Origin of the sequence: Ochrobactrum sp. RH2CCR150, from assembly GCA_014138095.1 — a bacterium.
GTDB classification, from domain to species: Bacteria; Pseudomonadota; Alphaproteobacteria; order Rhizobiales; family Rhizobiaceae; genus Brucella; species Brucella gambitense.
Map to the genome: position 1 here is coordinate 85,825 of JACGXE010000013.1, position 24,510 is coordinate 110,334.

Here is a 24,510-nt window from a genome sequence, read left to right on the forward strand (position 1 = left end):
GCGCCACGCGCTGATATTGATGATCACTGGTAGTGCGGCCGCCTGGTCCGCCCAGGCCGCCGAAAAAACGCCCGGCTACAATTACAAGATTCCCGAAGCCATCATGACCCCAGATCAGGTGGAAACTCCGCTCGGGACACTGAATTTCTTCGACGGGATGCCGGACAAGGACACGGTTGACAAGCTCTATGACAATCTCGATCGCATGCGCGGAGTCGAAACCTTCCTGAACGGCGTGCCCGCCGCCTCCATCGAGAGCATTCGGCTCGGCTCACTGGAACTGGGCGCCGACACGTCCAACAAAGTCATCCTTATGGAACAGTTGCTGGACTCCGCGCCGCTGTTCCTGACCGGCAACACCGATACGGTCTATGGCATGGCTATGCTCGATCTGCAGAAGGAGGGACCGACGGTCATTGAGGTTCCGGTAGGCTCCGGACCCGGCACGGTCAACGATGCCTTTTTCCGCTTCGTCGCCGACATGGGCGCTCCGGGGCTCGATCGCGGCAAGGGTGGTAAGTACCTGATCCTGCCGCCCGACTACAAAGGCGATCTCAATCCGCCCGTTGGCGGTGCGCAGGCCGAGGTCGAGGGTCAGAAGTACTTCGTCTCGAAGTCGACCAGCTACGTGAACTGGCTGATCCTGCGCGGCTTCCTGGTGGATGGAAAGCCCGACGCCGCAGTGGCGTCGTTCAAGAATGGGCTGAAGGTCTATCCGCTCGCCAAGCGCGATACCCCGCCAGCGATGGAGTTCATCGACGGATCGCGGAAGTCCTGGAACACGATCCACGCAAACAACTTCAATTTCTTCGAGGAGCTCCACACCGTCATCGAACGTGAGCCGACCTCGATGCTCGACCGTGAAATGCTAGGCCTGTTTGCTTCTGTCGGCATCGAGAAGGGCAAGCCGTTTGCTCCAGACGAGCGGATGAAGAAACTGCTCACCGAAGCGGTGGCAGTCGGTAACGCAACCGCCCGCGCGCTGTTGTTCCGGCCACGTCTCGACGGGGTCCAGCTCTATCCGAACAGCGCTTGGAGCACGGCCTTCGTGGGCGGCAACTATCAGTGGCTCCGGGACGAAGGCAACGGCGGTCGCGATCTCGACGCCAGGACTCTTTTCTTCTATCAGGCGACGGTGAACACCCCGGCCATGGTGCAGAAAATGGTCGGCGCCGGTTCGCAATACGCATATGCTGTAACCGACGCCAACGGCGATTATCTGGATGGCGCGAAGACCTACAGGCTTCGCATTCCCGCCAATGCGCCCGCCAAGGACTTCTGGTCCGTGGTGATTTACGATCCGCAGACGCGCTCCGAGCTGCAGACGGGCCAGACCTTCCCGAGCAAGAACAATAGACGCGACAAGCTCATCGAGAACATCGACGGTTCGGTCGAGCTCTATTTCGGCCCGAAGGCTCCCGATGGCCAGGAAGCGAACTGGATTCAGACCATTCCCGGCAAGGGATGGTACACGCTGCTTCGGCTTTATGGGCCGCTCGAACCTTGGTTCGACAAGACCTGGCGACCCGGGGAGTTCGAGGAGGTCAAGCCGTAGGGTTCCATTTGATCCAGAACAACATGGCAAGGGTGCCGGTAGTCGGGACGCACCCTCGCCTCCAACAGTCTTCCAACGCATGTTCCAAGAACAGCGCCTACATCTGAGGGATAATCATGAGAAATTTTTCGACACTCATCGCCGCAACAGCACTGGCGTTTTCATGGGCGACGGCAATCTGCGCCCAGGAAAATCCGCTTCCGAAAGCCAGCGATACCCTGGTCAAATATGGAGAGGACGTCAAGGGCTGGACCATCTACGCAAATAAAACACGCGGCGATTGTCTGATCGTGAGCACATTCGGTCCAGGTGCGGTGCAAATGGGAGTCGCCGCCGACAAATCGGTCGGGTACCTGGGCGTGTTCACAAAATTGGATATAGGCGTTCAGAACGGAAACAAGCGAATCTTCGTTGCCCTAGATAACCATCTCTACGAAGGCGTGGTCACCACCACGGCCGGCCAACTCAAAGGCGGATATTCCGGCGGCTACATTTTAACGGACGATCCGACGTTCAAACGTGACGTGGCAAAGAAATACACGATGACCGTGTTTCCGGAAACTCAGGGTGCCTTTGTCGTCGATCTGGAGGGAACCTTCAAGGCAATGGCAGCGGGTCGCAAATGTCTTTCCGAACAAAAGGCCGGCTGACGATGTAGCAGATTTCCGACGCGGTCGATCCGTGCGGGGCCGCGTTGCGCCGGCCCCGTTGACGAAGTCGATCGATCATCGCGGTGCGGACGATCGCCTCGTTTGCTAACCCGTCCAGCCTCGTTTCGTAGGTCTGCGCTGACCGATGATCGGCGGCTCGGATGCGCCGAAAGCGCGCCGCGTGTCCGCTGACACGTTTCTCCATCCACACTGTACCGGCGCTTCTGGCGAAGACGGTTGCCTGGCAGGACTATCGGGCCGGACAACGCTCGCTAGAACAGGCCGTCAAACGGCTGGCGCACAACAAGAAAACTGGGCAAAGGAATAGCCAGCTGGTAGCGCTTGGCGCAGCATGTGTCAGCTTTTCTAGAATGCAACCGGAGCCAGATCAAAAACCTGCCTTCGGCGCGATCATCCGCTCTCAAGTTCCATGCTCTTGAAGGAATAGGAACCACCGGCCCCCGCAACAGGCGGTGTGTTGATTGCCATTCAAAATTCTCGGGTGCTAACGACCGGAATGGGGCCGTTATTGGAGACCGGAATCCTTCAAACTTGCGCGAATTCTATCCAACTGACTAATGATCACTGATATGCCGAAACAAATAGATCCAAGCCCAAATGATAATGTACCAAGCACCAGTCGTTGTAATGACGGCGCATCAACAATGAATAGCAAACCAATTAGGATCTGAACCAATCCAAGAATGAAAACCACGAACTTCATTATTTTTCATCCGCCTGTGCTGGTTGGATATTGAACAACACAAGTATCGAGGCCGTCGGCCGCCAAAATAGCGAATTGCATCACTTAACAGCAGCGCAATCGAATTTGATGGCATCAATCTCCCCTGAAGCGACGTTATATTCACTTACCTGGAGAAATGAACATATATAGATATTTTCTTCATTCTGGAGAAAAACGTAGTTACCTGTTGACGACTTGATTTCATATCCTTTCTCGACGAGATCCAGAATAGTTGGCTTTCGTTCAGCATTGGCTAAGGAAGTTAGCGCAAGGGTAACGATAACGGCATTGAACAAGATTTTCATTTTATTCCCATGATAATACACAAGGATCAAACGGACGTTAAATAGACCGATAGAGTACCTAAAACCTGTTTTGATCTCGCACAACAAAAAAGACGTGAAAGTCGAGCTCTGAACAGGACATCTGTACGCGTGATATGTGGGCCCTCTGATCAGCATTCCTATCGCTGTTTGTCGGACAAAGGCGTCAGATTCTAACGACCGGAATGGGGCCGCTTTCTGCCTGTCAGGTTTCAGGCTTGTTAAACGGGTTAGCCGACGTTCGCGCCACGCGTTAACGATATTAGGAAGCGCATCTGTTCCAGTCATTTGATCTAAGTAACCGAGCTAGTCAAAAAACATGACATTTATTAAAATGACCTTTGCATTGTGATTCAAGTAAGCTCGAAGAGCCGAGAGCGAAGGAGACGACTTTTGTCATTCATGTATGCAGTTGACGAAGGCCGATGTAGGAGCGCCTATGGCTGACCCTTCGATCTATTCTTTGAACACAAAGAGCTAGATGTCATGGCCGGCCTAGTGAGCGACCCGGCGCGACAGGCGCACGACACGTTTCGGGGCTATATCTACCAGATTCTGCGCAGCATCCAGGTCTGCTGGAGCTTGGTGACGATGAGCAACTGTTTCTCGAAGGCGCCGAAGACCTCGACCGGCTCGACCCTGCGGGCGCCTTAACCGAGCAAGTCAAAGATACGGCCGGCTCTGGCAACATCACCTTGCGCACGCCCTCGGTTGTCGAGGCGGTCAACAATTTCTGGTCTCATCGCACCCGCAATCCCGGAGTGACGATCCGATTTCGCTATGTCACCACATCCGGCATTGGTGTGGAGCAAGGCGCGCCCTTTGGCACCGGACGTGGAGGGCTCGACCTCTGGAATGCCCTACGCACCTCGGACTCCGGAGACGAGAGCGATGGCCAGATAAGGTTGATCGCCGACTTTCTCCTCGGCGAAGGCAATTTGTCGAACCCGTTAAAACAGCGCTTTGCCGACGCAAGCCCCGCCGCGCTGCTCAAGGAGATTATCAGCCCGATCGAGTGGCTGGTGGGACAGCGGGATGGCGATGCGCTGGTGCGCCAGATCAAGGATCGCCTCGTCATTCACGGCGCTGCGTCGTCAATACCGCCAGCAGATGCGGAGCTAGCCTTTGACGCGCTCTACGCTGCTGCGTTCGATGCTGCGAAACAGAAGGACGGTGTTCCTCTCACCCGCGCACAGTTTCTGCGCATATTCGCGAGCGCGACCGGGATCCATGTGCCCAAGCAGGATTTGCTTGCCTTGATGCGCGCCGCGATGTCACCGGGCGGCGCCGACATCGCGGTGCAAGCGCAGCCGCTTATCCTCGAGGGCCCGCCGCCACTCCCCCATCCTTATTTCCGCCGAACGGCCGTTGAGCAGTCGCTTGAGGCCGGCCTATCAGCGGGAACGGTCTTGCTCCACGGATCGACCGGCTCGGGCAAGACACTCAACGCCGCAAGCACCTTCGCAGGGCGCGACCCCCTCTGGCTCACCTTGCGCGACCTCACCCCTGCCGAGGTGAAGACACGCCTTTTCGCTGCAACCGAGCTGCTGCGTGCCGAAGGCGTGGCTAGGATATTGGTGGTCGACGATCTCGACACGCTTTCGGACCCGAGGTCGATCGAGAGCGCGCTCAGAACCCTTCGGCACTGTCAAAGCGCCCTCGGAGGACAGCTCATCATCACAGCGGATCGTCCGCTACCTGAGCGGTTGGCGCAAGCGGTCCAGTTGGAGCCGGCGCGCGAATTCCAAATGCTGCCCTTCGACGCGGATGAAATCGAGGCTTTCCTGCGCGAGGCCGGCTGTCACGACGAGCGCGCTGCACTCTGGTCGAAGCTGCTCGAGCTATCGACATTGGGTCACCCGCAACTCGTAAGCGCGCGCGTGCGCACACTGCGAGCAAAGGCGTTTCCGGAACCAGAAGCGTCCGACCTGCTCGGCACCGCAGACGATGTCGATCGCATCAAATTCGAGGCCCGGCGGCTGATCTCGGAACTTCCCGACGGTGCGCGGGAACTGCTGTTGCGGGTGAGCTTGATGACTGGCCGCGTAACACGTCAGCGCCTCATGGCCATCGGCCGTCTGCAGGAGGCGATTCCGGAGCCCGGCGCCGCGGTCGACATTATCGCCGGACCTTGGCTCGAAATGACCGATGACCGAGAGTTTCGCGTGTCGCCTCTGGTGCGAGGCGCGGCCGAACAACTCCGCGGTCACGATTGGACCCGGGCGATGCACGGGCAGCTCGCCTGGACCTATCTTCTCGACCGCACAGTGAGTCCTTGGGATATCTCCGCTATTCTGATGCACTGCTATATCGCGGGTACGGCAGGTCCGCTCATCTACGTCTCGCAAGGAATGTTCTCGGCGAGCGACGAGACCTGGGCCGCAGTGGGCGAGGCGTGCGACTTCTACACGACGCTCGGTCTCGACGCGAAAAATCCGCTTCCCTTTAAGAAGCCAATCGATGCCTTTGTGTTTCGCATCCTCCAGTATCGCGTCGCTGCCGAAACCAACGCAGATACCGCGATGCGTATTGCCGTGAAGATCGAGGAGGAATTCGCTGCCGCGCCGGACGACGATCCTCGCCTCTTCTTCCGGTTCCTCTATCTCAACCAATTCCTATCAGTCGTGAAAGTTCGCTATCCGATCGCACTGGTCGTTGCCCGCGCGCTAGAGTTTTTCGATGTGGCGAGAGTGCTTGTGACGAGCCTGCCCGTTCGCATGGCCAAAGCAGGCCTGCAGGCGGACGAGGATCTTCCAGCGGTCGGCTATTCGCAGTTAGCGTCGCTGCGCCTTTTCAGTCACATTCAGGATATCGGCGAGTTCGGCGCGCTCTTCGAAGCCTTGAACGCGCGCGCACCAGAAGACGCGCGCGCTTTGCTCGAGCCCATTGGCCTTCCGGACGAGATGTCGTCGGCCCTCATTGAACGGTTGTGGCTCGCCCAGCACAATATGAAGGACGGTCGGTGGGGATCGTTCAGGGACAAGCTGCGCGTCGCTTTCGATTTCAGCGTGCAGGTTGGCGCGAACAGCATGGCGCGTGCGATCGCACCGGTCCTTCTGCGCACCATCAACGAAGATTTGGGCGATGCAGCTGGCGCCGTGGCGGAAGCGGGACAGATCGGGCCCGCAGTGGGGGATGACCCGATCTATCTCTGCGCGCTGGCGAAGGTCACGAGCGATGCCGGAAACTATTCCAAAGCCAAAGAGATTTGGCGAGACGCTCTGCCGCGCTGGCTAAAGGCCGACGATGATATCGGATGCGCCTTTGCTCATCGTACGGCGGCGATCGCATCGGGACGCCATAACAATTGGCTGGACGCGGCAAACTACTTCGACATCGCAAAGCGTCTGGTTGAGAACGGGAGTCGGCCAACCTTCACGATTGGCCTCGCCATCGATGCGGCTTTGGCGCGGTTCATGGCCGGGCAGCGCGGCGAGGCGGTAGCAGAATTCGGGACTGTTGTGGCTTTGCTCGAACCCCTGCAGGCCGACTATAACCGAGAGCCCTTGCTGTCACTGCAACGCCGAACGGGCGGCGTCCTTTCTGCGACAGTTGCCTGGAGCGCCGGCGAACGGACGGATGAGGAGATGTCCAAGCTTGTCGGGCTCTGCAGCAATCTCGACCCGTTCGCAACGGACGCATCCGTTGCACCGCCGCTCGACACGCTCCGACTCGACCTCATTCGGTTGGAGTTGGCCTGCGGTGCATCCCTCGATGGCTCGCTGAGGCAGGTGCCGAAACTGCGCGCGAGCCCGATCATGTCATTCCACGCGGTGGGCGGGCCCGTGCTCTTCACGCTCGCGCAGCGCACGCTCGACTTCAGTAATGTCGTTGCCGATGGCCTGAGGCAGCTTGACGCCCTGGCAATGATCGCAGAGCAGAATGCGGCAAACGATCGCGACGTCATGCGCGAGGTTGATGGCAAGCTGAGGACTTGGCCGCCGGGTGCTGATGAACTGCTCATCGGCAATATGACCGTGGCGGTGTTCGGCCTGGCCGCAGCCAACGAACTGGATCGCCTGCCGCTGGCGCGATGGCGGGTGGATGGCGTCGCGCATCCGCAAGGTGGCCTAGCCATGCGATTGGTCGACCATCTCGAAGGCCTGTTCGTCACCGGGGCGATCGAGCCATGGGAGACCGTGCTTAAATGCCCGTCGAACGACTGGTCACATCACGCGGCATCGGCCCTTGCAGCGACCTTGCTGGAAAGGCTCGCGCCGGACGCATTGCTCATCGCGCAGGCGCTCTGGGTCCACTATCTCAAGCAGCAGCATCTCGCGCCGCTCGTCGTCCACTATCTGGAATATCTGGTTACACGGCAGTGGCGGGTGGTCGTGGCGATGCCCGCCTTGTTCGGATCAGCGGCGCCATCGCTTTCGCCGTTGGTCGCGGCCCTCGCCGGATCCGGTGAGGGTTGGCTCAAGGTTCGGATGGTGCTCCAAGCCGCGCTCTTAGCTGTCCCGTTGGCTGTCGATGACAATGCGAGGATGACGATCGAGGGGATGGAGCTCTGACGGGCGTCCACCTTAGCCATACTCGGTCCCCGGCCGCGAACGAGCGGCAACTTGGGGGTTGCAGCGCTCTAGTTTGGATTACTGAGATAAAGCCATTGCGGATCGGCGGTTGTCGACCCCATTTCGAACCTCCACTCAGCTGCCGCTCGACCCCAAATACAGCCGTTCATGGCACCGTTGCCAACAGATTTGAGGCGGCGTTTCTAAGAACAATTCCCCAGCGCTAAATTGTTGAAGACAAGCAAAATTAAGGTGCGATTTCGAAAACCTCTTCTGTATTACTTCTGTCGGATGGGATTTTGGGCATATGATTCTGTCGTACTGAATTTCTGTAGTTTGCGCTCGCCAAAACAATCTTGGGAGAGATTTATGGCTATGAATGAAATTGGCTTAGGCGGCGTGGCAGCGCCGGAAATGGCAGTCGAGGAGCTGCCCCAAACCACGATCTGGAGCGAATTGAATGCATGGGGCAAATCGATTGCCGACTGGCAGCATTACATCGTCTCTCATGCGGTGCGAGACGGCACGCTGACCGATACCCGCATCCAGGAAGCCTATCGACTGTTTCTGCGAGACAAGCAACTCGATAACGGTGACGAAGAGCTGCCGGATGTTCCGGACTCCGCTACGGGCCGCGTGGCTGTGGAAGGAACGCGCCTGGTACTGCAGGCGCTAAAGTCTCTGACGAATGTCAACGCAATCCCAGAGGCCTCGCGGCTAAACTTTGGTCCTCAGCTGACCATCATCTATGGGCACAATGGCGCCGGAAAGAGCAGCTTTGCACGTGTTCTGTCCAAAGCTTGCTTCAGTCGCTCCAGCCCTCAGATCATTCGCAATATCTACGATGATGGCGCTACCGATGCACCGGCGACTGCCCAGTTCGAGGTTGACCGTGGTAACGGTTTTTTCGAGGATATCGTCTTCACCGATGGTGATGAGCACAATGATCTAAAACGGGTCAGCATTTTCGACTCCTCTGTCTCACGCATACATCTCGCCAAAGAGAACGAGTTGGGCTTCCAGCCTGCTGGATTCGATGTTTTCGAAGAGGCAATCCGGGCAGTTGGCCTGCTCATTCAAAAGCTCGAAGCTGACATCCTATCGAAAACGCGGCCGAATAAATTCGACCAGCTTTTCACCGATGAAGGACGGGTCGCCACCAAGATTGCTTCTTTGAGTGCGGATTCAAGCATGGCTGAAATTCGCGCGCTCGCATCGTTTGGAGATGCCGAGAAAGAGCGATTGGACGAGATAGTTCGGCAGGAGCAGGAGCTCCTCGGCAAATCTCCTATCGAAACGCTCAAATCCCTGGCGACCGCTAAGGCCGACGTTGAGGCTCTCCAGAAAAAAGTCGGTGAGCTCGCGCTTGCCTTGGGCAGCGCTGGGGGCGATAAAGCCCGCAGACTACTCGATAGCCATAAGGCCGCGCTGTTAGAAGCTGTGAAGGCCGGCAGCGAGACGGTTTCGCATCCCGAATTAAAGCAAACGGGCTCAACCGAATGGAACGATTTCGTTCTCGCGAGCCGAAACCTGGGACAAGCCGAGGCAGCAACCTATCCAGCTCACGGCACTCCCTGTTTGCTGTGCCATCGTCCTCTCGACCCTCCCTCAGCCTCTCTTATCAGCCGTATGTGGGGCTATCTGGACCATGACGCCCGAAAGGCTGCCATCTTCGCTGACGAGGAACTCAATCAATATTGCACCCAGCTCAAGGTGCTCGATTGTGCACTACTTCCTGGCGAGAGCCGCATTCGCGCAGACCTTTCCAAGGTCAATCCATCGTTGGTTGACGACGTCGATGCCGTCTCGAAGACATTTGACGAGCGACGCAAGCTGCTGATTTCGGCCCTCGAGCAAGGCGCAAGCAACGCAGTTCCTGACGGCGGTGTAACGATTACTCACGATGCTATTGGAAAAGCGCTAGAGGATATCGTCGCGCAGGATGCAGCTCTTCGTGAGGGTAAATTTGACGACCTTCTCGCCAAGCTGAAAGCGGAACACATCGACCTGCGGCAACGGCAGGTGCTGAGCAAAAACATTGACGATGTGGTTGCCTTCATTGACGACCTGGCCTGGATAAAGAAGGCCGGCGGCTCTCGCCCAAACACCCGTTTCATCACAGATCGCCAGAGGGTCGTTTTCGAGAAATTGATCGAAGGCAACTACAAGGACAAACTGAAGGACGAGTGCGCGAAGCTCGATTGCTCGCTACCATTCGAGTTCAAGGCGCGAGGGAGCGCCGGCAAAACACTTCGCGGCCTCAAGGCCAAAGGAGGTCACAAACCCGATGGCATTTTCAGTGAAGGGGAGCAGCGGGCGCTGTCGCTTGCTGATTTCCTCACCGAAGTGAATCTCAATCCCACCAGCGCCGCCATTGTTCTCGATGATCCGGTCACATCGCTCGATCATCAGAGAAAGCGGGCAATCGCCAAGCGGCTCGCCGAGGAATCATCCGTGCGGCAGGTGATCGTGTTTACGCATGATCTCGTATTTCTCACTTTACTTTCTGACAGAGCAGAGGCCGACGGCTGCCAGGTCTTGAGCCATTGGGTCCAGAGTTTGGAAGGTGTCCCCGGATGCGTGGCCATCGACGACACACCGGCCAATAGCAGGATTTATCGCAAGACGACCAAAGCTAAGGAATTTCTGCAACGGGCCAAGCAGGCATCTGGCCGCGAACGAGTAGATTTGATTCGCAGCGGTGCAGGGGCGTTGCGCCGTACAGTTGAAGAAACAGTCATGCTTCACCTGTTCAAAGACACGGTACGCCGATGGGATGAACAGGTCAGGCTAGGAGCGTTGATAAAAATTAGCTGGTCAGACGCACTAGCTGACGAAATCGTCGCTTTGCAGGATGACACGTCCCGCCTTCTGGAGGGCCATTCCAATTCGGATGAGTTCGCGGGTGAGATGCCAGATGTAGACGATCTGGAGAAGCTGATTGCTCGCGTGGACGACGTAATCGAGAAAGCCAAACGACAACGTGGCTGAAGGCAATGTTGCGGCGGCGCGGAGCGTGTCCGGAGACGAACCGCAAAGCGCATGCTGATCGCCTTTCAGACCAAGCATTTCGTAACCTCGATTTGCCGAATAGCAAGCTGCTCTGGGGAGCCCCCCCCAAGGTCGCTCGATTTGGTAGCGGTCGGACAAGCGTGGTCAGGCGCTGCTAACTGCTTCGACTAGCACTTGACCCAAAGCCGTCTGTCGGCGAACACCCAAATCTGGTCGCTGGCCAAGCGGTTCGGCGATGTCCGCTTTTGGGAAAGCATGAAGGCTCATCGGAAGGCTGGAATTACGCGCATTACTGACCGGCCGCTTTCAACCTAACAGCGGCTAATTTTCGCTAAGCCGGCGGATAATTCGGCGACGGCGGCGTCGCGAAGGTGATCAGATTGCCATCGGGATCACGCACTTGCGCCAGCGTTGAATAATCGCCCGGGATATCCTCACCCAGCATGATCCCAACGCCACGCAACCTCTCCCGTTCGACCGGAACGTCGTTGACAATAAGAAAAATCGCCCCTCGCCCGGCGATTTCATCGTCTGTCGAAATCCCCACTCCGGCCTGATTGAACAGCTCCCACTGAACGAGCGTGCCCATTGGTCTGTTATCCGGTCCGCGCCCGAACAATTTCGTATACCAGGCTTCGGCAGCACCAAGGTCAGCGGTGAGCAAGAACGTGTAAATCTTGTGCTGTGACATTCGTCTTCTCCGCAAATGGAAGTGTCATTTGAGCGAGCCAGCCCAACATAAAGCGCTGCCGTGACCGAACGCCCCCGCTTGATCGGCCACGGTTGGCAGCAGGCAATGCGGCCTGGCCGCCGAGGATCGGCGCAGTAGATCACGTCATAAAAGGCATGATATCGACGCCGTCGCCTGGAAACACCGTTATATGCGGGTGGTCTTGAAACAGCTTTGCCGCAGCCTCCGCGGTTTCGGCGTCCACCACCAGATAACCGCAGAACGGATTTTTGGCTTCTGCTATACCGTGTTTTGTCACACGTGTTGTCTTCCCCACCATGCCGCCGCGATCAAGGATGATGGCGGCATGGCGTTCTTCCCATGCCATCCATTGGGCTATTCCCTTCGCATCGACCGCGTCCTGCTCTGCTTTTGACAGGCGTCGAAAGGATGCCAGGTCTTCAGAATTGATCGTATAAACAGCCAGAAATCTCGGCATCGGTATTCCTCCCTCAGCTTTTAAACACTGTCAGTTTAGCGTCACTGCGTCGGAAATCACACCTTATCGCTCGTCGAGATCATGCGCAGGCGCGAGCGGCCGATGAAGCGACGTCTGCCGTACTTGTAGCGGATGCGCCCTGCTTGCCGGAGGCTTCGTGCTTCCCTAGTTAGGCAAAAGACCATTATCGAGGTTCATCGAAGAGAGCCCAAAAGCCGTGCTTTCGTCCGTGAAGCTTTCGAAGGCTTGCTATGTAGACATCGTGCGGAGCCATTGCGCCGTAATCGGTTATATGACGAGCCAATGCCCCACATTCCAGCAAATGACGCGCCGCGTGCTTGTACCGATTGGACCGGCCACCATCGAGCGTAAGGTCGATCATCGCCCGAAGAAGAATGCTTGCAGACAAAGGGAACTTTTGCGCAAGTTTCTCTGCGGCGGCAGACAAGAGCTCATACAGGTCACCGTCCATTTCTGATGCGCGGCACAGAACGAGCTTTGATGCTTCGGGGAATGATTGATACCGAATGAAGAAAGAAAGTGCCTGGTTTGCATCCGGAAAGTGCTGAACATAATCGAACGCCTTCTGTTCGGCTTCCATGTCATCAAAATCAGGAAGCCGCTGTAAATATGCGCGCAAGAGTTCAGCATTGAGTGACTGCTCAAAGCTATTCCAGCGAAACTGTTGCGCCTCATCTGTGCGCCCGAGGGCTTCCAGGGTTTCCGCCCGCTTTGCTTGCCACTGTGGCGAGATTTCACGCCGATTGTCGAATTCAGCTTTATCGAGCGCATTGAGCGCTTCTTCCGCCCGTCCTGCTGACAACAGCCGCTTGGCTATTTCAGTCGCAACCGTTGCAAACGCCTTCGATGCCTCCGATTGTTGTGCAATGTAAAGATCCACATCACCAAGCGCATCCGCTATTTGTTCAAGCGCGACTTTTACCGTGATCGACTGACCTCTGGCATGAAGCTCTTCGCGGTAAATAGGGCCGTTCATGCTCCAGCCGACAAGCTGCATGTCTGCCTCGGCATGCCTAGACTTTGGTTCTTTTGCCCAGCGTTCAAACGCATTTTGAAGTTTTCTGAGACCCGTCTCCCCGAGCACGGGAGCCATTGCATCAATCAATCCGTCATATTGACCGTAGCCATTATCCTGAAGAGCAGCGACGATTTTGTCGACCAGACGCTGCATCGAAATCTTTGCCAGCGCCGCGATGCGTCCGGCATCGTCACATGCTGCATGAAAACTTTCAATCAGTGTACCGCCGCCATCATGGGATCGTTCGAATATCGGATCGGCAAGCAACAGAAACTGCCAGATCAGCTCAAAGGCTTCGTCCGGATCAGAAAATGCGATTTTCTCGGCAATCGTTTTCCGCTGCGCTTCCAGATCCGCTTTGACCGATTTTACCTTTTGCCAGTCAATCCAGCTTTTTGCGCGCGCAATACTACCCAGGCGCTTACGGACTTCTCGTGCCAGTTCCACCCCGCTTGCATTGCCAACGAGTTCCATTCGAAGACGGCGCTTGTGATTGGCGTTGCCGGTGCTGATTTCGATCAACAACTCAGCCAGACGTTCCACGCCGAGCGCTTCAAGGTTTTTTGCATTCAACGTCGTCTTCGATGCCATCGATGACCTCTTCTATAGATGGATCACATCGCCCATTCGGCACGCAGTGATTATGATTTATCGCGATGCTGTTCTGAAAGCTCAAAGCACGCCCCACGCCCGAAACCTCCCCCTGCCCGTCATTTCGCGCAGGTTGAGTTCTTCAACGAGGCGAAGGGCCGCGCGGGACGTGATGTCGAGTTCTTTGGCAATCATGCCAGCCGAAACCAGAGGTCTGGCCAGCACGAGCTCGATCAGACCGGGCAGTTTGGAGGAGGCGCGTCGGCCAGTTAGCCGTCGTTCCATCATCTGTCGCGCCAGCAGCAGCCGGTCATGCTCCTTGAAGCCGAGCTCGATCCCGGCCATCAGGCCCTCGACATTGGCGAGAAGTCGGGTTTCAAAATTGCGATGACGGCGCCGTTCGACGCGGATGGTTTTCAGGCCGATATTAATGGCCAACAGATGCGCCTGCGAGGTCAGACCTTCGCGCCGAAGCAGGGAAGTGGCCAGCAATCGCCCCAGCCACGGCGCGCGTTGCAAGACCGCGAGTTCATTCCAGGCATCAAGCGCCAGCATGGCCTGCAACACCGGCGGCAGATCGCGGATCGAACGCAACACGGTTCGCCATTCGTCGAGCCGTTCCTCTTCATCCCAGTCGGGGTCGCGGATCAACGGGTCAGTCTCGGGCTTCGGCAACCGCTGTGGCTGTTTCGCTTGGGCGAGAACCTCTTCGGACCGTGCCAATACCGCGTCAATGGCGTCGAGATCAACGCCGAGCAGGTCGAGCCCGCCGTTCAAACGAAGTTTTCTCCCCTCCCCGCCTTGCCGATCGACCGCCGTATCTTGCAACGCGGCGCCTTCGCTTTCGGCAGCGATGCCGCCACCACCAAATGAGGCAGGAGGCCCTGCCTGTCGCAGACTGCGCAAACCGTTCTGGCTCAGCGCCCAATCAGGCTGCTGCGCCACAATGCGCCGGCGGGTCTGCAACACGTCGCGGGCGATGGTGAGCTGGTGGCTTGGCGAGCGGATATCGCGCGCCGCCTCGTGCAGGACCAGATCTTCCATCTCGACCAGTTCGCCATCGAGCCACAACGAGGCGCAGGCATCGGCAAAATGCAACCGTTCAATCAGTCCTGTGCCGACCGGCGTGTGGGCAAGGCGCTCGTCGAGGCGTGCCAGATCCGCACTGGCGCACGCCAATGGCTGCAGCAAGGTCTTCAGAGGCAAATGATCGAGATCGTAACGCATTGAAAATATGGTAAACAATTTCTCAAACGGACGCCAGGGAATATTTAATGTCCGGCACTGGTGATGCTGTTGGGTTGGCCTTCTAACATCCGATAAGTATAGCTTATCGAAGCTTATTGATTTCGGACCTCAAATCAGCGAAACTCGTTACAAGGCAGCGCCTGAATAAAGCGCTCTCGGCCCTTTAGAGGACAGATTTTTGAGCGCAACATCCAACTCAGGCGTCGAACGCCGCGCCGAAACACTCGACACCATTGCGGCCGTTTTGCCGATGAACCGGCGCGACATGCTGGCCGGCATTTTGACAGACGACGATGTCGAAACGCTGCGTCATCTGGTCAATGAAGGCATGGGCGAAAACACGCTGCGCGCGCTCGCCTCGGATCTGGCCTATCTCGAAGCCTGGTCGCTGGCCGCAACCGGTAGCCCCCTGCCCTTCCCGGCGCCGGAAGCCCTGCTCTTGAAATTCGTCGCGCATCATTTGTGGCGGCCGCAGCAACGCGAGATCGAACCCGATCACGGCATGCCGGCTGACGTGGAAGAGGAATTGCGCCGACAAGGCTTTCTGCGTGTATCCGGGCTGCATGCACCGGCAACCGTGCGCCGGCGTCTCGCCAACTGGTCGACACTGACCCGCTGGCGGGGTCTGGAAGGATCGTTTTCATCGCCGTCCGTCAAATCGGCCATCCGGCTTGCGGTGCGCGCTCTGAACAGGCCGCGCAGCCGCAAGAGTGCAAATGCGATTACCGGCGATATTCTGGGCAAGCTGCTGGCAACCTGTTCCGGCGAGGATCTCACCGCCTTGCGGGATCGAGCTATCCTGATGGTAGCCTTTGCTTCGGGCGGGCGCAGGCGCAGCGAAGTCGCTGGCCTGCGTGTAGAACAGCTTGTCAAACAGCCCCCTGTCACCGATGAGGACGGTTCCCCCCTCGCCTCTCTCGGCATCCATCTTGGTCGCACCAAAACCAGCGGTGCCGGTCACGATGAAACCGTCTATCTGACCGGCCGACCCGTCGAAGCCCTGACCCGGTGGCTGGAAGCAGCCAGGATCGACAAGGGCAGCGTGTTTCGAAAAGTCGATCGCTGGGGCAATGTGTCCGCGCGAGCGCTCGAACCGAGCGCCGTCAACCGGATCGTCAAACAGCGCGCGCAAATGGCCGGGCTTGATGCCACAGAATTCTCCGCGCACGGCCTGCGCTCCGGCTATCTCACCGAAGCGGCCAATCGCGGCATTCCGCTCCCGGAAGCCATGGAACAATCGCGTCATCGTTCCGTGCAGCAGGCGTCCGACTATTATAACGACGCCAAGCGACGCAGCGGGCGGGCGTCAAGGCTATTGAGTTGATCACCCTCGCCTCGCTTCATGTTTCCTGCTGAAAGCTGACAAGAGACTGATCAGCGGGTACCGAGATTCTTAACTATTGTCAGTCAATCACTGGCTGAAGATGAAATCGCTTCCGCTCGCGCCCTTCCAACCCAGTCGAGGCGCGCTGCATTTTTCTTTGAATGTCTGAGTGTGCTTTGTAACGACACAGTCTGCCGCAGAAATTTGAGGTCTTTGTCCCGAACTGGCACAACCAGCCACAACTACCATTACCGAAAAAAGTATCACAATGTTGATAGACTTCATTACCATTATATAACTCTTACTTTTGTTTTCTGAATTCGAATAATGCGGCGCCATCTCGGCGTTTGAACGCGTTGAATAGGCTCATATTCTTTATTGTTGACGATCTATACAAAATATGTGAGCTTTTACTCACATTGTCTACTCGCATTCGGAATTTGAGAATATGGCCAAGCTCAACGCTACAAATCCCAGAAAAGCCGCCTCGCAAGAGAGGTCGAAAATGACCGTCGAGGCGATACTGGATGCCACTGCTCGCGTTTTGGTGCGCGATGGATATGCGCGGGCCAGCACAAATCGCGTCGCTGCCGTAGCGGGTGTGAGCATTGGATCGCTCTACCAATACTTTCCCAATAAGGAGTCGCTTGTGGCTGCGCTCGTCGCAAGGCACAATCGTGAAATTCTGGCTCTGCTGGAAAACGCCATGCAAGAATGCGCGTCAGACGACCTGAACAGCGCCATGCGGGAGCTCATTCGCGCGATGATTGCTGCACACCGGGTCGATCCTGAGCTCCACCGGATCTTGAAAGAAGAAGTCCCCCGCATTGGAAAACTTGCCGAGGTGGAAGCCATCCGAAAGGACACACTCCATCTGGTTCGGCATTATCTGGAGCAATGTAAGGAAGACGTTCAGCTCAAGGACCTCGATACGGCTGCGTTCATTTGCGTAACGACAGTGGAGACATTGACCCATGCCATCGTCCTCAATGATTGCGGTCACTCCCTCTCGGACGAGGCCGATATTGTCGAGCACATCACCCGGATGATTGCGGGATATCTGGGCACTGCACCAATACCTATCCGTGCTATTCTGAAAGAAGCGGCCTGATCTCAATGGTTCAAGATGCGCTCCAACCAACCGCATCAAGCAACGCGCCGCGATTACGGGATTGGGCCCGTCTGGGTTTTCCGCCTATGGTCTCTGCACCCAGCAATCTCATAGAAGCGGCCAATCGCGGCATTCCCCTTCCCCGAAGCGATGGAGCAATCACGCCATCGCTCGATGCAGCAGGCGTCCGACTATTACAACAACGCCAAGCGGCGTAGCGGACGTGCGTCGCGGCTGCTGACTTGATCCCACGAACCCTTCGTATCCTCCCCAAAAAATACGGCATCTGTCGTATTGAAGTTCGCCGATTGCGGAGTTAATCGCGAAGGGGTTATATTCGCCCCATCGCTGTGGGGTCAGCGAATGGGGGCGATTATGGGGCAGCAGAAATCAAAAACCAAACATTCGCGCGCGCAGATATCGCAGCGTCAGCGGCGTATGATTTGGCTTTCATCGGTTGTCTTTGCCTCGGCGCTCAGTTTACCACTTCCAGGCAAAGCCGAAACCTGGGTCGGCCGCGGCGGAGATTGGGATTTTGGGTCTTCGTGGCAGGAAGGGACCGTTCCGGATGGTGTTGGACAGGTTGCAACGTTCAATGCCATCGCGAATTGGAGTTATAAAGTCAACGTGAATGGCCACCGGACCCTGGGGGTATTGAACCTTCTTGGAAACCCCGGTTTCGAAGGGTATGCTTTCGAAAACGGCGCAATCACCTTCTCTGCCAGCAGCGGTAATGCCGTGATTAATGTTGCGACAAGCAGTGGCTTTATGGATTTTCAATCAACCGCATTCATTGAGCTGGCTTCCGATACAGTCGTCAACACATCCGGAACAGGTGCAAGATTGGGGAGTGACGCTTCGATTTCAGGACCGGGAGCGCTGATCAAGGAAGGGCCTGGCGCAGTTCATTTGCTCGCCCCGAATAATTATACTGGTGGTACCCGTATCGAGGACGGGACTCTTTGGGCCCGCGTCGTCGGGGCATTCGTCAACAACACCGCCTATACGGTCAATGGCGGCACGCTTGATTTGGGTGGATTCGGCCTGACTATGTCGTCGCTCAGTGGCAATGGCGGCACCATCGCTTTGGGGAGTGCCTATCTGACGGTCCATCAGTCCTCAGATACCGCCTTTTCCGGAACGATCTCGGGATCGGGCGGACTTATCAAAAGCGGCATTGGAACGCTGTCTTTGACTGGTAACAGTTCTTATGCCGGTCTGACTCAGGTTACTGCCGGCACCCTGATGATTGGGAACGGTGCTGCCGACACTGCCGCCAGCCTCGAGAGTGATGTTTTGGTTGCAAATAGTGGGGTGTTGGGCGGTTTTGGTTCGATCAACGGTAATGTAAACGTACAGAGCGGAGGCAAGCTGGCACCGGGAAAACCGGAAGGCACTCTCACAATCAATGGCAATCTGTCGCTGGATCAGGGAAGCCAGCTTCTTTTTTCGTTCGGCGCTCCAGATGGTTATGGTAATCCCGGTCAGGGCCACGATGTGCAAGTGAATGGCGACCTTGCTATCAATGGCGCAACCATCAACACAATCGACGCCGGGAATTTCGGCCCCGGCTTATACCGGCTTTTCAGCTATACCGGTGCTCTCAGCCAGGTCAATGGCGGGATTATCCTACCTGCAAGCGGATATACTGTCCAGATTTTGACAGTTGCCAAGCAGATCAATCTCATTACGACAGACGGCATGTTTGTCAATTTCTGGAACAGCAATGGCCAGGCGAGTGCAACACAATTGGGCGGCGGGATCGGTACATGGGCACAGCCCAACGCGAACTGGGCCGATGCTCAAGGAGTTCAAACAACAACCCGCCAGCCCATCAATGCTTTTGCGGTTTTTGGTGGTGAGGCCGGGATCGTGACAGTTTCAAATGTCGGGAGTTCTCCGGTCTCGGCGATTGGCATACAGTTTGCCAGCGATGGCTATCGTCTAGTCGGTGATGCACTGGTACTTGATACAACATTACAAAATTCGTTGAGCGAAGTCCGTGTCGGTGACGGCAGCGGAGCCAGTGCAAACTGGACAGCAACGATCTCCAATGTCCTTGAGGGAAATGGCATTCAAAAGACAGGTGCCGGAACGCTTGTTCTGGAAGCTGCCAACACCTACTCCGGCGGCACAACGATTTCGGCGGGGACGCTTGTCGCCAATCATGATGATGGCAGCGTCATCGACGCATTGGGCACAGGTCTGATTACGCTGAACGGAGGACGGCTTCACTCTACTCTTGGGCGTTCCACACTCAACAGTTATCTCGTTTCAGCCGGAACAACGGGCACGATCAGCACGGCAACCGGCACCGAACTGTGGCTCAACGGCGGGGCGGGACAAAGCTTCTCCCTTCAGGGCAATCTGATCATCGGTACGAATGATGCAACAGGTGACGTCGTTATGGACGTCATCGGTACGAATGCAGCTCCGGCTTCGACAATAACGGTTGCATATGGACGCCTTGTCGATGGTAACGGTTCGCTCGGAAGTCTTACTGCGTTTGCAGGTGCAACACGCATCGCTTCTGGCGCGGCGCTCGATTTGTCTGCACAGGGCGGCATAATTCGCAACTTGCAGGATGCAACGCCGGGAAATGGCGGCACGGTGTCGTGGGTGAACAATCCTCTCTACCTGTATGGTGGAAGTTTTTCGGGCCAGTTCGTGAATTCACTAGGCGGTGAACTCGTCAAGGGGAGTACCGATACACTCCTCCTCAATGGCGATAATTCAGGCTTTTCCGGCACAACGACGGTCGCCGACGGCAAACTAGTCGTTGGGGATATCAACAACAGCAGCGCGACGCTGGGTGGTACCATCGACGTTTTATCCGGCGCCATTCTCGGCGGTTATGGCTCGCTCGGAGAAACGACAGTTCAGTCTGGCGGTATATTGTCTCCCGGCAATTCCATTGGCACGCTTGCAGTCGACGGCGATCTGACGCTGAAACCTGGCTCAGTTCTTGAAATCGAAATAGCCAGCAATGGCGCCTCCGATCGCGTCGATGTAACCGGAACAGCAACGGTTTCCCGCAGCAATGTCTCGGTCACGACCATCGATCCAGAAACCAGCTACCAGAATGGCCAACTCTACAATATCCTGACGGCCGACGGCGGTATCAGTGGTGAATTCGCAGGCGTTGTGTCGAACTCAGCCTTTCTCGATATGAGCCTCGCCTATGGCAACACAGCGGCAGACCTGAAAATATGCTTGAAGACCGGCTGTCCCAGTCCGGTCGATCCAGAAACCCCAGGTCCCGGCACGCCTGAACCTGAAAAGCCCTCCCCAGCCCTCTTTACGACTGTGGCTCAGACCCGCAATCAGCTGGCAACCGCCGGCGGGCTGGATACGCTGGCGCAGACAGGTTCTTCGCTTGCGCTCTATAACAGCCTGTTGATGCTATCAGCCGATGAAGCGCGTGCGGCCTTCGATAGCCTTTCGGGTGAGGCTTACGCTTCGGCCAAGGGCGTGCTGATCAACGACAGCCAGTTTATCCGCAATGCGGCACTCGGTCGTCTGCAACAAGCCTTTGGCGGCGCTCCAGCAACGCCGATCAATGCGCTTTCCTATGCCGGAACGCAAAGGCATGGTTCGGCTTCAGCCTCTGCTATTGATACCGTGGCTCCATCCAGGATTGCTCCTGCTCAAAATCTCTATGCCGCCTGGGGCTATGCCTTTGGCGCATGGACGAGACAGGATAGCAATAGCAATGCAGGATCGGTAAAATCCTCTGTTGGCGGCTTTGTCACCGGTATCGACGGTGCTGTCCTTGACACATGGCGTCTCGGCCTTCTGGCAGGCTACAGCCATTCCAACTTCGATGTGGATGATCGCGCCTCGTCAGGCAGCAGCGATAATTATACACTCGGTGCTTATGCGGGAACGGAGTGGACGCTCAATAATGCGAATGCCTTGGCATTCCGGTCCGGTCTTGCCTATACATGGCACGATGTCGACATGAACCGTTCTGTCGCCTTCCCCGACTTTGCCGATAATCTGACCGGCGATTACGATGCGGGAAGTTTCCAACTCTTTGGTGAACTTGGCTATAAGGTCCACTATGGCAAAGCCCTGTTCGAGCCTTATGCGGGTCTCGCCTATTTGCGCCTGAGGAGCGACGGATTTGACGAAAAGGGCCAGACCGCAGCAGCTCTATCCGTTCATTCCGGCACGACGGATACCAGCTTCTCGACGCTCGGCCTCCGCGCATCGACAGAGTTTGTTCTGGGAAGTATCACGGTAACGGCAGGAACAGACCTTGGCTGGCGACACGCCTATGGCGACATCACGCCGGTTTCCACCGCAAGCTTCATCGGCTCGGACGCCTTTACGGTCTCAGGCCTGCCAATCGCCGAAGATGCAGCCCTTATTGAAGCAGGGCTTGATTTCAAGCTGACCGAAGATGCCACACTCGGTCTGTCCTATAACGGCCAGTTCGCATCCGGTGCAAAGCAAAATGGCTTCAATGCAAAGCTCAGTGTCAGTTTTTGATTTGGCTTCTTACTGTGCTATCACTCAATGACCAAAAATGGCCATTCCCAGCGAATAATCCCCGAAGAGATGGATCAATTCCGCCAACTCTTCGGGCAGCACGCCTCTGGCTATTATAGTAAGGCCTAGAGGCCCAGTCGGGCATCGCGACCATTGCACTCGGTCTCTTCCCTCGCCCATTTTGCCTATTCAGGCATATCAAATTATTTCGATGTGTCCCTTCATGTTGGGATGGAACCGGCAATAGTATTCAATGTTGGTTCCATCCGTGATGATCCTGTTTGCTCGTTCGCCGGGCGGGATCACGACTTCCCACCCACCTTTCACCGTAGCCGTGTGAGCCATCGGATCCTGGTTTGTCCATTCAACGGTCTCGCCTCTCCGGACTGTGACGGTGTCGGGTATGAAAGCAAGGTTCTTGATCGTGATGTGTACGATACCGTTGTGACTTTCAGCGTTACGTCCCGTCGTCAGCAGAGCAGCAACGGTAAAGAGAAACGTGCGACGATCCAGCCGAGTAAGTGTCATTTTAGCATCGCGGCAACATGTTCGGCATGTTGCTCGTGTCCCTGAAAGAGCTTTAGTCCAGTTTCCAATAGTCCTTTAAGCTCCTGGTTTTTTGCGCTAGGGATGAGCTTTTGCTCCAACGCCTCGTTTACCTGCTTATGGTAGGCGATTTCATGCAGGATATAGGCTTTATCAAATTCAGCGCCGTTCAGTTTTGCGAGTTTGGCTTCAGCAGATTGTGAAGCCTTGGTCAACGATTTGCTGACGTCATTGTCTTCCGGCGTGACGTTCAGTTTCTTGACCAGCTTTAGCGCCTCAACGTTGACTGCTTCGTGGTCCTTTTGCATCAAGGTTGCAAATTCCAAGACGTCCTTGTTCTTCGACTTGGCAAGAGCCTGCTTTGCCGCATCAACGTCAATCGCCCCAGCAGTGTAGGCAATATGGGCGATCTGGGGATCCGTGAGCTTTTCCTGCGCAGTGGCAGTTGCAGCTGGCAGAATAAGCAATGCTGAAGCGAAAATGGGTATCAGAGCGGATTGCATTGAGGCCTCCAGCCGGTTCGACACCGGTTCATCTTGAGTGAATGGCCTTTTGATGCTGTCTCCTGAGATAGGTTCCCGTTATTCTTGCGTCCGCAGTCTTTCGATGACGACATCGGTCATGCGTGCGCATCTCTTTCCGGCGAATGGGAAAGCATCGAGGAGCACGGGACCAATTTGCGCTTCCAACTGATCCTTGATGAGTTTGCGCGCGCGAAACAGACGGGTTTTTACTGTGGCTGTCTCCAGATCGAGCAGAGTGGCCGTTTCTTCCATACTTAAGCCTTCAATTACCCTGGCGACGAAGACCAGTCGATAAATTTCGGGGAGTGCGTCAGTTGCCTGCTCCACAATATGGAGAATTTGCCTTTGTGCCATTGTACGCTCTGGATCCTCGTCGGATCGACCAATAGGAAAGTTGATGATCTGCGCTTCACGGGTCGACAAGTTGGTCGGCTGGGATCGTTTCTGACGATGTTTCGATCTATGACGCATCAAAGCTTCGTTGATCGTAATCCTGGAAAGCCAGGTTGAAAGGGATGCATCACGACGGAAGCTGTGTAATCGGCTGAATGCATGAATATAGGCGTCCTGCACTACATCTTCCGCGTCAGCGTCGTTGCCCATAACGGCCCTGGCAAGACGGTAAAGCCGTCGATTATACGTTTGAACGATCTGCCGAATTGCAGCTTCGTCTCGCAGCGCTGCCAGACGGATCAATTCGGCTTCATTTGGCATTTCTGTCGTTTGTAGAACTGGCATCGATTTTCTCCTTCTCGGATGCCGTTCGATGACTTTTTATCGAATTGGTTCCCAATGACGCCTGCAATTGGTTTTGGGCTCTGTATCTTTGAGTGATGGCCACATTTCCTTCGGAAATGCTCTTAGCATTACCTGCCAGTACGCGGTGCTATTGCCCAATTGCACGCTCTTGCATTTCTTCACCTATAAAGCAGTTATAGTTTTGGCGACCGTCAACGCGCTTTAGGGCAGGCGCAGAGCGTTGCAAATCACTCACATTTGCCCCCTGAACTTCGATGAGGAGCTTTTGCAAGATGGTCACGGCAAATTCGGAAACATTGGTGATTTTTAGAAGAAACGCGCCATCCCCACCAATCACACAATTCTCATAGTAAGCATCAAGGTCCGGAATCGATGCATTATCGTGTCGATCCAACATTATGGGAAGGCCATCGATTACGATGCCGTGCGCGACAACAGAGTTGCGTGCAAACGGCGCTGGTACACCCGCGTTATTCGGGCCGTCTCCTGAAACATCAATCACCTGGTCTGCCCCCTGAAAAGTGATCCTGTTGATTGCCACTGAGAACTGACCCAGCGGGGTTGCGGACAAAAACTTGGACTGATTTTACGTCACAAAGCCAAGACTGTTTCGATATTCGATTGGGCTTCGTGCGCCAAGTGACATTTTGATCCGCTTCTCGTTGTACCATCGAATGTAGCCATCGACTTCCTTGATAAACTGCTCAATTGTGGTGGTCTTCCAATCACGGGGGGGGTAGAAGAGTTCTGTTTTCAGTCTTCCGAAGAAGCCTTCGCATGCAGCGTTATCTGGGGAACACGCCTTGCGGGACATTGAGCGCACCAGCTTCGCATCACTAATCCTCGATAGCCAACCCGGCCAGCGATAGTGTGCACCCCGATCAGAATGCACTATTGGCCGTTTAT

At 56.0% G+C, this 24,510-nt stretch carries 18 protein-coding genes and 2 pseudogenes; 10 read left to right on the top strand and 10 right to left on the bottom strand.

Going from position 1 to position 24,510, the window contains the following annotated elements; all coding sequences use genetic code 11:
• Positions 1-19: 19 nt before the first annotated feature.
• The 3 genes and pseudogenes from FHW03_RS20850 to FHW03_RS26105 all read left to right on the top strand — a co-directional run.
• Complete coding sequence (locus tag FHW03_RS20850; protein ID WP_377515352.1) at positions 20-1,555, top strand: DUF1254 domain-containing protein; 1,536 nt, start codon at positions 20-22, stop codon at positions 1,553-1,555.
• Between the two features lie 116 nt (positions 1,556-1,671).
• Positions 1,672-2,205 (top strand): hypothetical protein, encoded by a 534-nt coding sequence (locus tag FHW03_RS20855; protein WP_182522372.1) that lies wholly within the window; start codon positions 1,672-1,674, stop codon positions 2,203-2,205.
• A gap of 194 nt (positions 2,206-2,399) precedes the next feature.
• A pseudogene (locus tag FHW03_RS26105) lies at positions 2,400-2,516 on the top strand (ATP-dependent DNA ligase); the annotation flags it as partial.
• A gap of 493 nt (positions 2,517-3,009) precedes the next feature.
• Here FHW03_RS26105 and FHW03_RS20860 read toward each other — a convergent pair.
• The gene (locus FHW03_RS20860; RefSeq protein ID WP_182522373.1) at positions 3,010-3,255 is read right to left on the bottom strand and encodes a hypothetical protein; all 246 of its coding nucleotides are present in this window, start codon (positions 3,253-3,255) and stop codon (positions 3,010-3,012) included.
• Positions 3,256-3,759: 504 nt separating this feature from the next.
• Here FHW03_RS20860 and FHW03_RS20865 point away from each other — a divergent pair.
• The 3 genes from FHW03_RS20865 (at position 3,760) to FHW03_RS20875 (ending at position 10,778) form a co-directional block, all read left to right on the top strand.
• Positions 3,760-3,927, top strand: coding sequence for a hypothetical protein (locus tag FHW03_RS20865; protein WP_182522374.1), 168 nt, complete (start codon positions 3,760-3,762; stop codon positions 3,925-3,927).
• A 41-nt stretch (positions 3,928-3,968) separates the two neighbouring features.
• The gene (locus tag FHW03_RS20870) at positions 3,969-7,787 is read left to right on the top strand and encodes a hypothetical protein (RefSeq protein WP_182522375.1); all 3,819 of its coding nucleotides are present in this window, start codon (positions 3,969-3,971) and stop codon (positions 7,785-7,787) included.
• Positions 7,788-8,156: 369 nt separating this feature from the next.
• A complete protein-coding gene (locus FHW03_RS20875) occupies positions 8,157-10,778 on the top strand; it encodes an AAA family ATPase (protein WP_182522376.1) in 2,622 nt (873 codons plus the stop codon).
• A gap of 352 nt (positions 10,779-11,130) precedes the next feature.
• Here the strand turns inward: FHW03_RS20875 and FHW03_RS20880 are convergent, their stop codons facing one another.
• The 4 genes from FHW03_RS20880 to FHW03_RS20895 all read right to left on the bottom strand — a co-directional run bounded on the left by FHW03_RS20880 (position 11,131) and on the right by FHW03_RS20895 (position 14,834).
• On the bottom strand, positions 11,131-11,490 hold the full coding sequence (locus FHW03_RS20880; protein ID WP_182522377.1) for a VOC family protein: 360 nt from the start codon (positions 11,488-11,490) through the stop codon (positions 11,131-11,133).
• A 139-nt stretch (positions 11,491-11,629) separates the two neighbouring features.
• Positions 11,630-11,968 (bottom strand): hypothetical protein, encoded by a 339-nt coding sequence (locus tag FHW03_RS20885; RefSeq protein ID WP_182522378.1) that lies wholly within the window; start codon positions 11,966-11,968, stop codon positions 11,630-11,632.
• A 184-nt stretch (positions 11,969-12,152) separates the two neighbouring features.
• Complete coding sequence (locus tag FHW03_RS20890) at positions 12,153-13,598, bottom strand: DUF6880 family protein (protein ID WP_182522379.1); 1,446 nt, start codon at positions 13,596-13,598, stop codon at positions 12,153-12,155.
• 81 nt (positions 13,599-13,679) lie between these two features.
• Entirely contained in the window at positions 13,680-14,834 is a 1,155-nt protein-coding gene (locus tag FHW03_RS20895; protein WP_182522393.1) for an RHE_PE00001 family protein, read from the bottom strand.
• Positions 14,835-15,096: 262 nt separating this feature from the next.
• Here FHW03_RS20895 and FHW03_RS20900 point away from each other — a divergent pair, with 262 nt between their 5' ends.
• The 4 genes and pseudogenes from FHW03_RS20900 to FHW03_RS20910 all read left to right on the top strand — a co-directional run bounded on the left by FHW03_RS20900 (position 15,097) and on the right by FHW03_RS20910 (position 21,775).
• Positions 15,097-16,170: a site-specific integrase gene (locus FHW03_RS20900; RefSeq protein WP_377515364.1), complete on the top strand. Its 1,074-nt coding sequence runs from the start codon at positions 15,097-15,099 to the stop codon at positions 16,168-16,170.
• 448 nt (positions 16,171-16,618) lie between these two features.
• Complete coding sequence (locus FHW03_RS20905; protein WP_377515356.1) at positions 16,619-17,281, top strand: TetR/AcrR family transcriptional regulator; 663 nt, start codon at positions 16,619-16,621, stop codon at positions 17,279-17,281.
• 34 nt (positions 17,282-17,315) lie between these two features.
• Positions 17,316-17,527: pseudogene (locus FHW03_RS26110) on the top strand (integrase); the annotation flags it as partial.
• Positions 17,528-18,049: 522 nt separating this feature from the next.
• Positions 18,050-21,775 carry an autotransporter domain-containing protein gene (locus FHW03_RS20910; protein WP_182522381.1) on the top strand — a complete coding sequence of 1,242 codons (3,726 nt, stop codon included), beginning with the start codon at positions 18,050-18,052 and terminating at the stop codon, positions 21,773-21,775.
• A gap of 198 nt (positions 21,776-21,973) precedes the next feature.
• On the opposite strand, the gene FHW03_RS20915 is transcribed toward FHW03_RS20910, so the two are convergent.
• The 5 genes from FHW03_RS20915 to FHW03_RS20935 all read right to left on the bottom strand — a co-directional run.
• The gene (locus FHW03_RS20915; RefSeq protein ID WP_182522382.1) at positions 21,974-22,303 is read right to left on the bottom strand and encodes a cupredoxin domain-containing protein; all 330 of its coding nucleotides are present in this window, start codon (positions 22,301-22,303) and stop codon (positions 21,974-21,976) included.
• Entirely contained in the window at positions 22,300-22,824 is a 525-nt protein-coding gene (locus tag FHW03_RS20920; RefSeq protein WP_182522383.1) for a DUF4142 domain-containing protein, read from the bottom strand. Before FHW03_RS20920 ends, FHW03_RS20915 begins: the two co-directional genes overlap by 4 nt.
• Positions 22,825-22,902: 78 nt before the next feature.
• Entirely contained in the window at positions 22,903-23,583 is a 681-nt protein-coding gene (locus FHW03_RS20925; protein ID WP_182522384.1) for an RNA polymerase sigma factor, read from the bottom strand.
• 148 nt (positions 23,584-23,731) lie between these two features.
• A complete protein-coding gene (locus tag FHW03_RS20930; RefSeq protein WP_377515359.1) occupies positions 23,732-24,145 on the bottom strand; it encodes a DUF1194 domain-containing protein in 414 nt (137 codons plus the stop codon).
• A 45-nt stretch (positions 24,146-24,190) separates the two neighbouring features.
• A partial coding sequence (locus tag FHW03_RS20935) for an IS3 family transposase (RefSeq protein WP_182522386.1) occupies positions 24,191-24,510 on the bottom strand: 320 nt, incomplete at its 5' end.

Excerpts from the sequence above, each read along its gene's own strand:
- FHW03_RS20885 (WP_182522378.1), bottom strand. The coding sequence starts at position 11,968 with ATGCCGAGATTTCTGGCTGTTTATACGATCAATTCTGAAGACCTGGCA.
- FHW03_RS20915 (WP_182522382.1), bottom strand. The coding sequence starts at position 22,303 with ATGACACTTACTCGGCTGGATCGTCGCACGTTTCTCTTTACCGTTGCT.
- FHW03_RS20875 (WP_182522376.1), top strand. The coding sequence starts at position 8,157 with ATGGCTATGAATGAAATTGGCTTAGGCGGCGTGGCAGCGCCGGAAATG.
- FHW03_RS20865 (WP_182522374.1), top strand. The coding sequence starts at position 3,760 with ATGGCCGGCCTAGTGAGCGACCCGGCGCGACAGGCGCACGACACGTTT.
- FHW03_RS20860 (WP_182522373.1), bottom strand. The coding sequence starts at position 3,255 with ATGAAAATCTTGTTCAATGCCGTTATCGTTACCCTTGCGCTAACTTCC.
- FHW03_RS20910 (WP_182522381.1), top strand. The coding sequence starts at position 18,050 with ATGGATTTTCAATCAACCGCATTCATTGAGCTGGCTTCCGATACAGTC.
- FHW03_RS20855 (WP_182522372.1), top strand. The coding sequence starts at position 1,672 with ATGAGAAATTTTTCGACACTCATCGCCGCAACAGCACTGGCGTTTTCA.
- FHW03_RS20920 (WP_182522383.1), bottom strand. The coding sequence starts at position 22,824 with ATGCAATCCGCTCTGATACCCATTTTCGCTTCAGCATTGCTTATTCTG.
- FHW03_RS20850 (WP_377515352.1), top strand. The coding sequence starts at position 20 with ATGATCACTGGTAGTGCGGCCGCCTGGTCCGCCCAGGCCGCCGAAAAA.
- FHW03_RS20900 (WP_377515364.1), top strand. The coding sequence starts at position 15,097 with ATGAACCGGCGCGACATGCTGGCCGGCATTTTGACAGACGACGATGTC.
- FHW03_RS20905 (WP_377515356.1), top strand. The coding sequence starts at position 16,619 with ATGGCCAAGCTCAACGCTACAAATCCCAGAAAAGCCGCCTCGCAAGAG.
- FHW03_RS20890 (WP_182522379.1), bottom strand. The coding sequence starts at position 13,598 with ATGGCATCGAAGACGACGTTGAATGCAAAAAACCTTGAAGCGCTCGGC.
- FHW03_RS20880 (WP_182522377.1), bottom strand. The coding sequence starts at position 11,490 with ATGTCACAGCACAAGATTTACACGTTCTTGCTCACCGCTGACCTTGGT.
- FHW03_RS20925 (WP_182522384.1), bottom strand. The coding sequence starts at position 23,583 with ATGCCAGTTCTACAAACGACAGAAATGCCAAATGAAGCCGAATTGATC.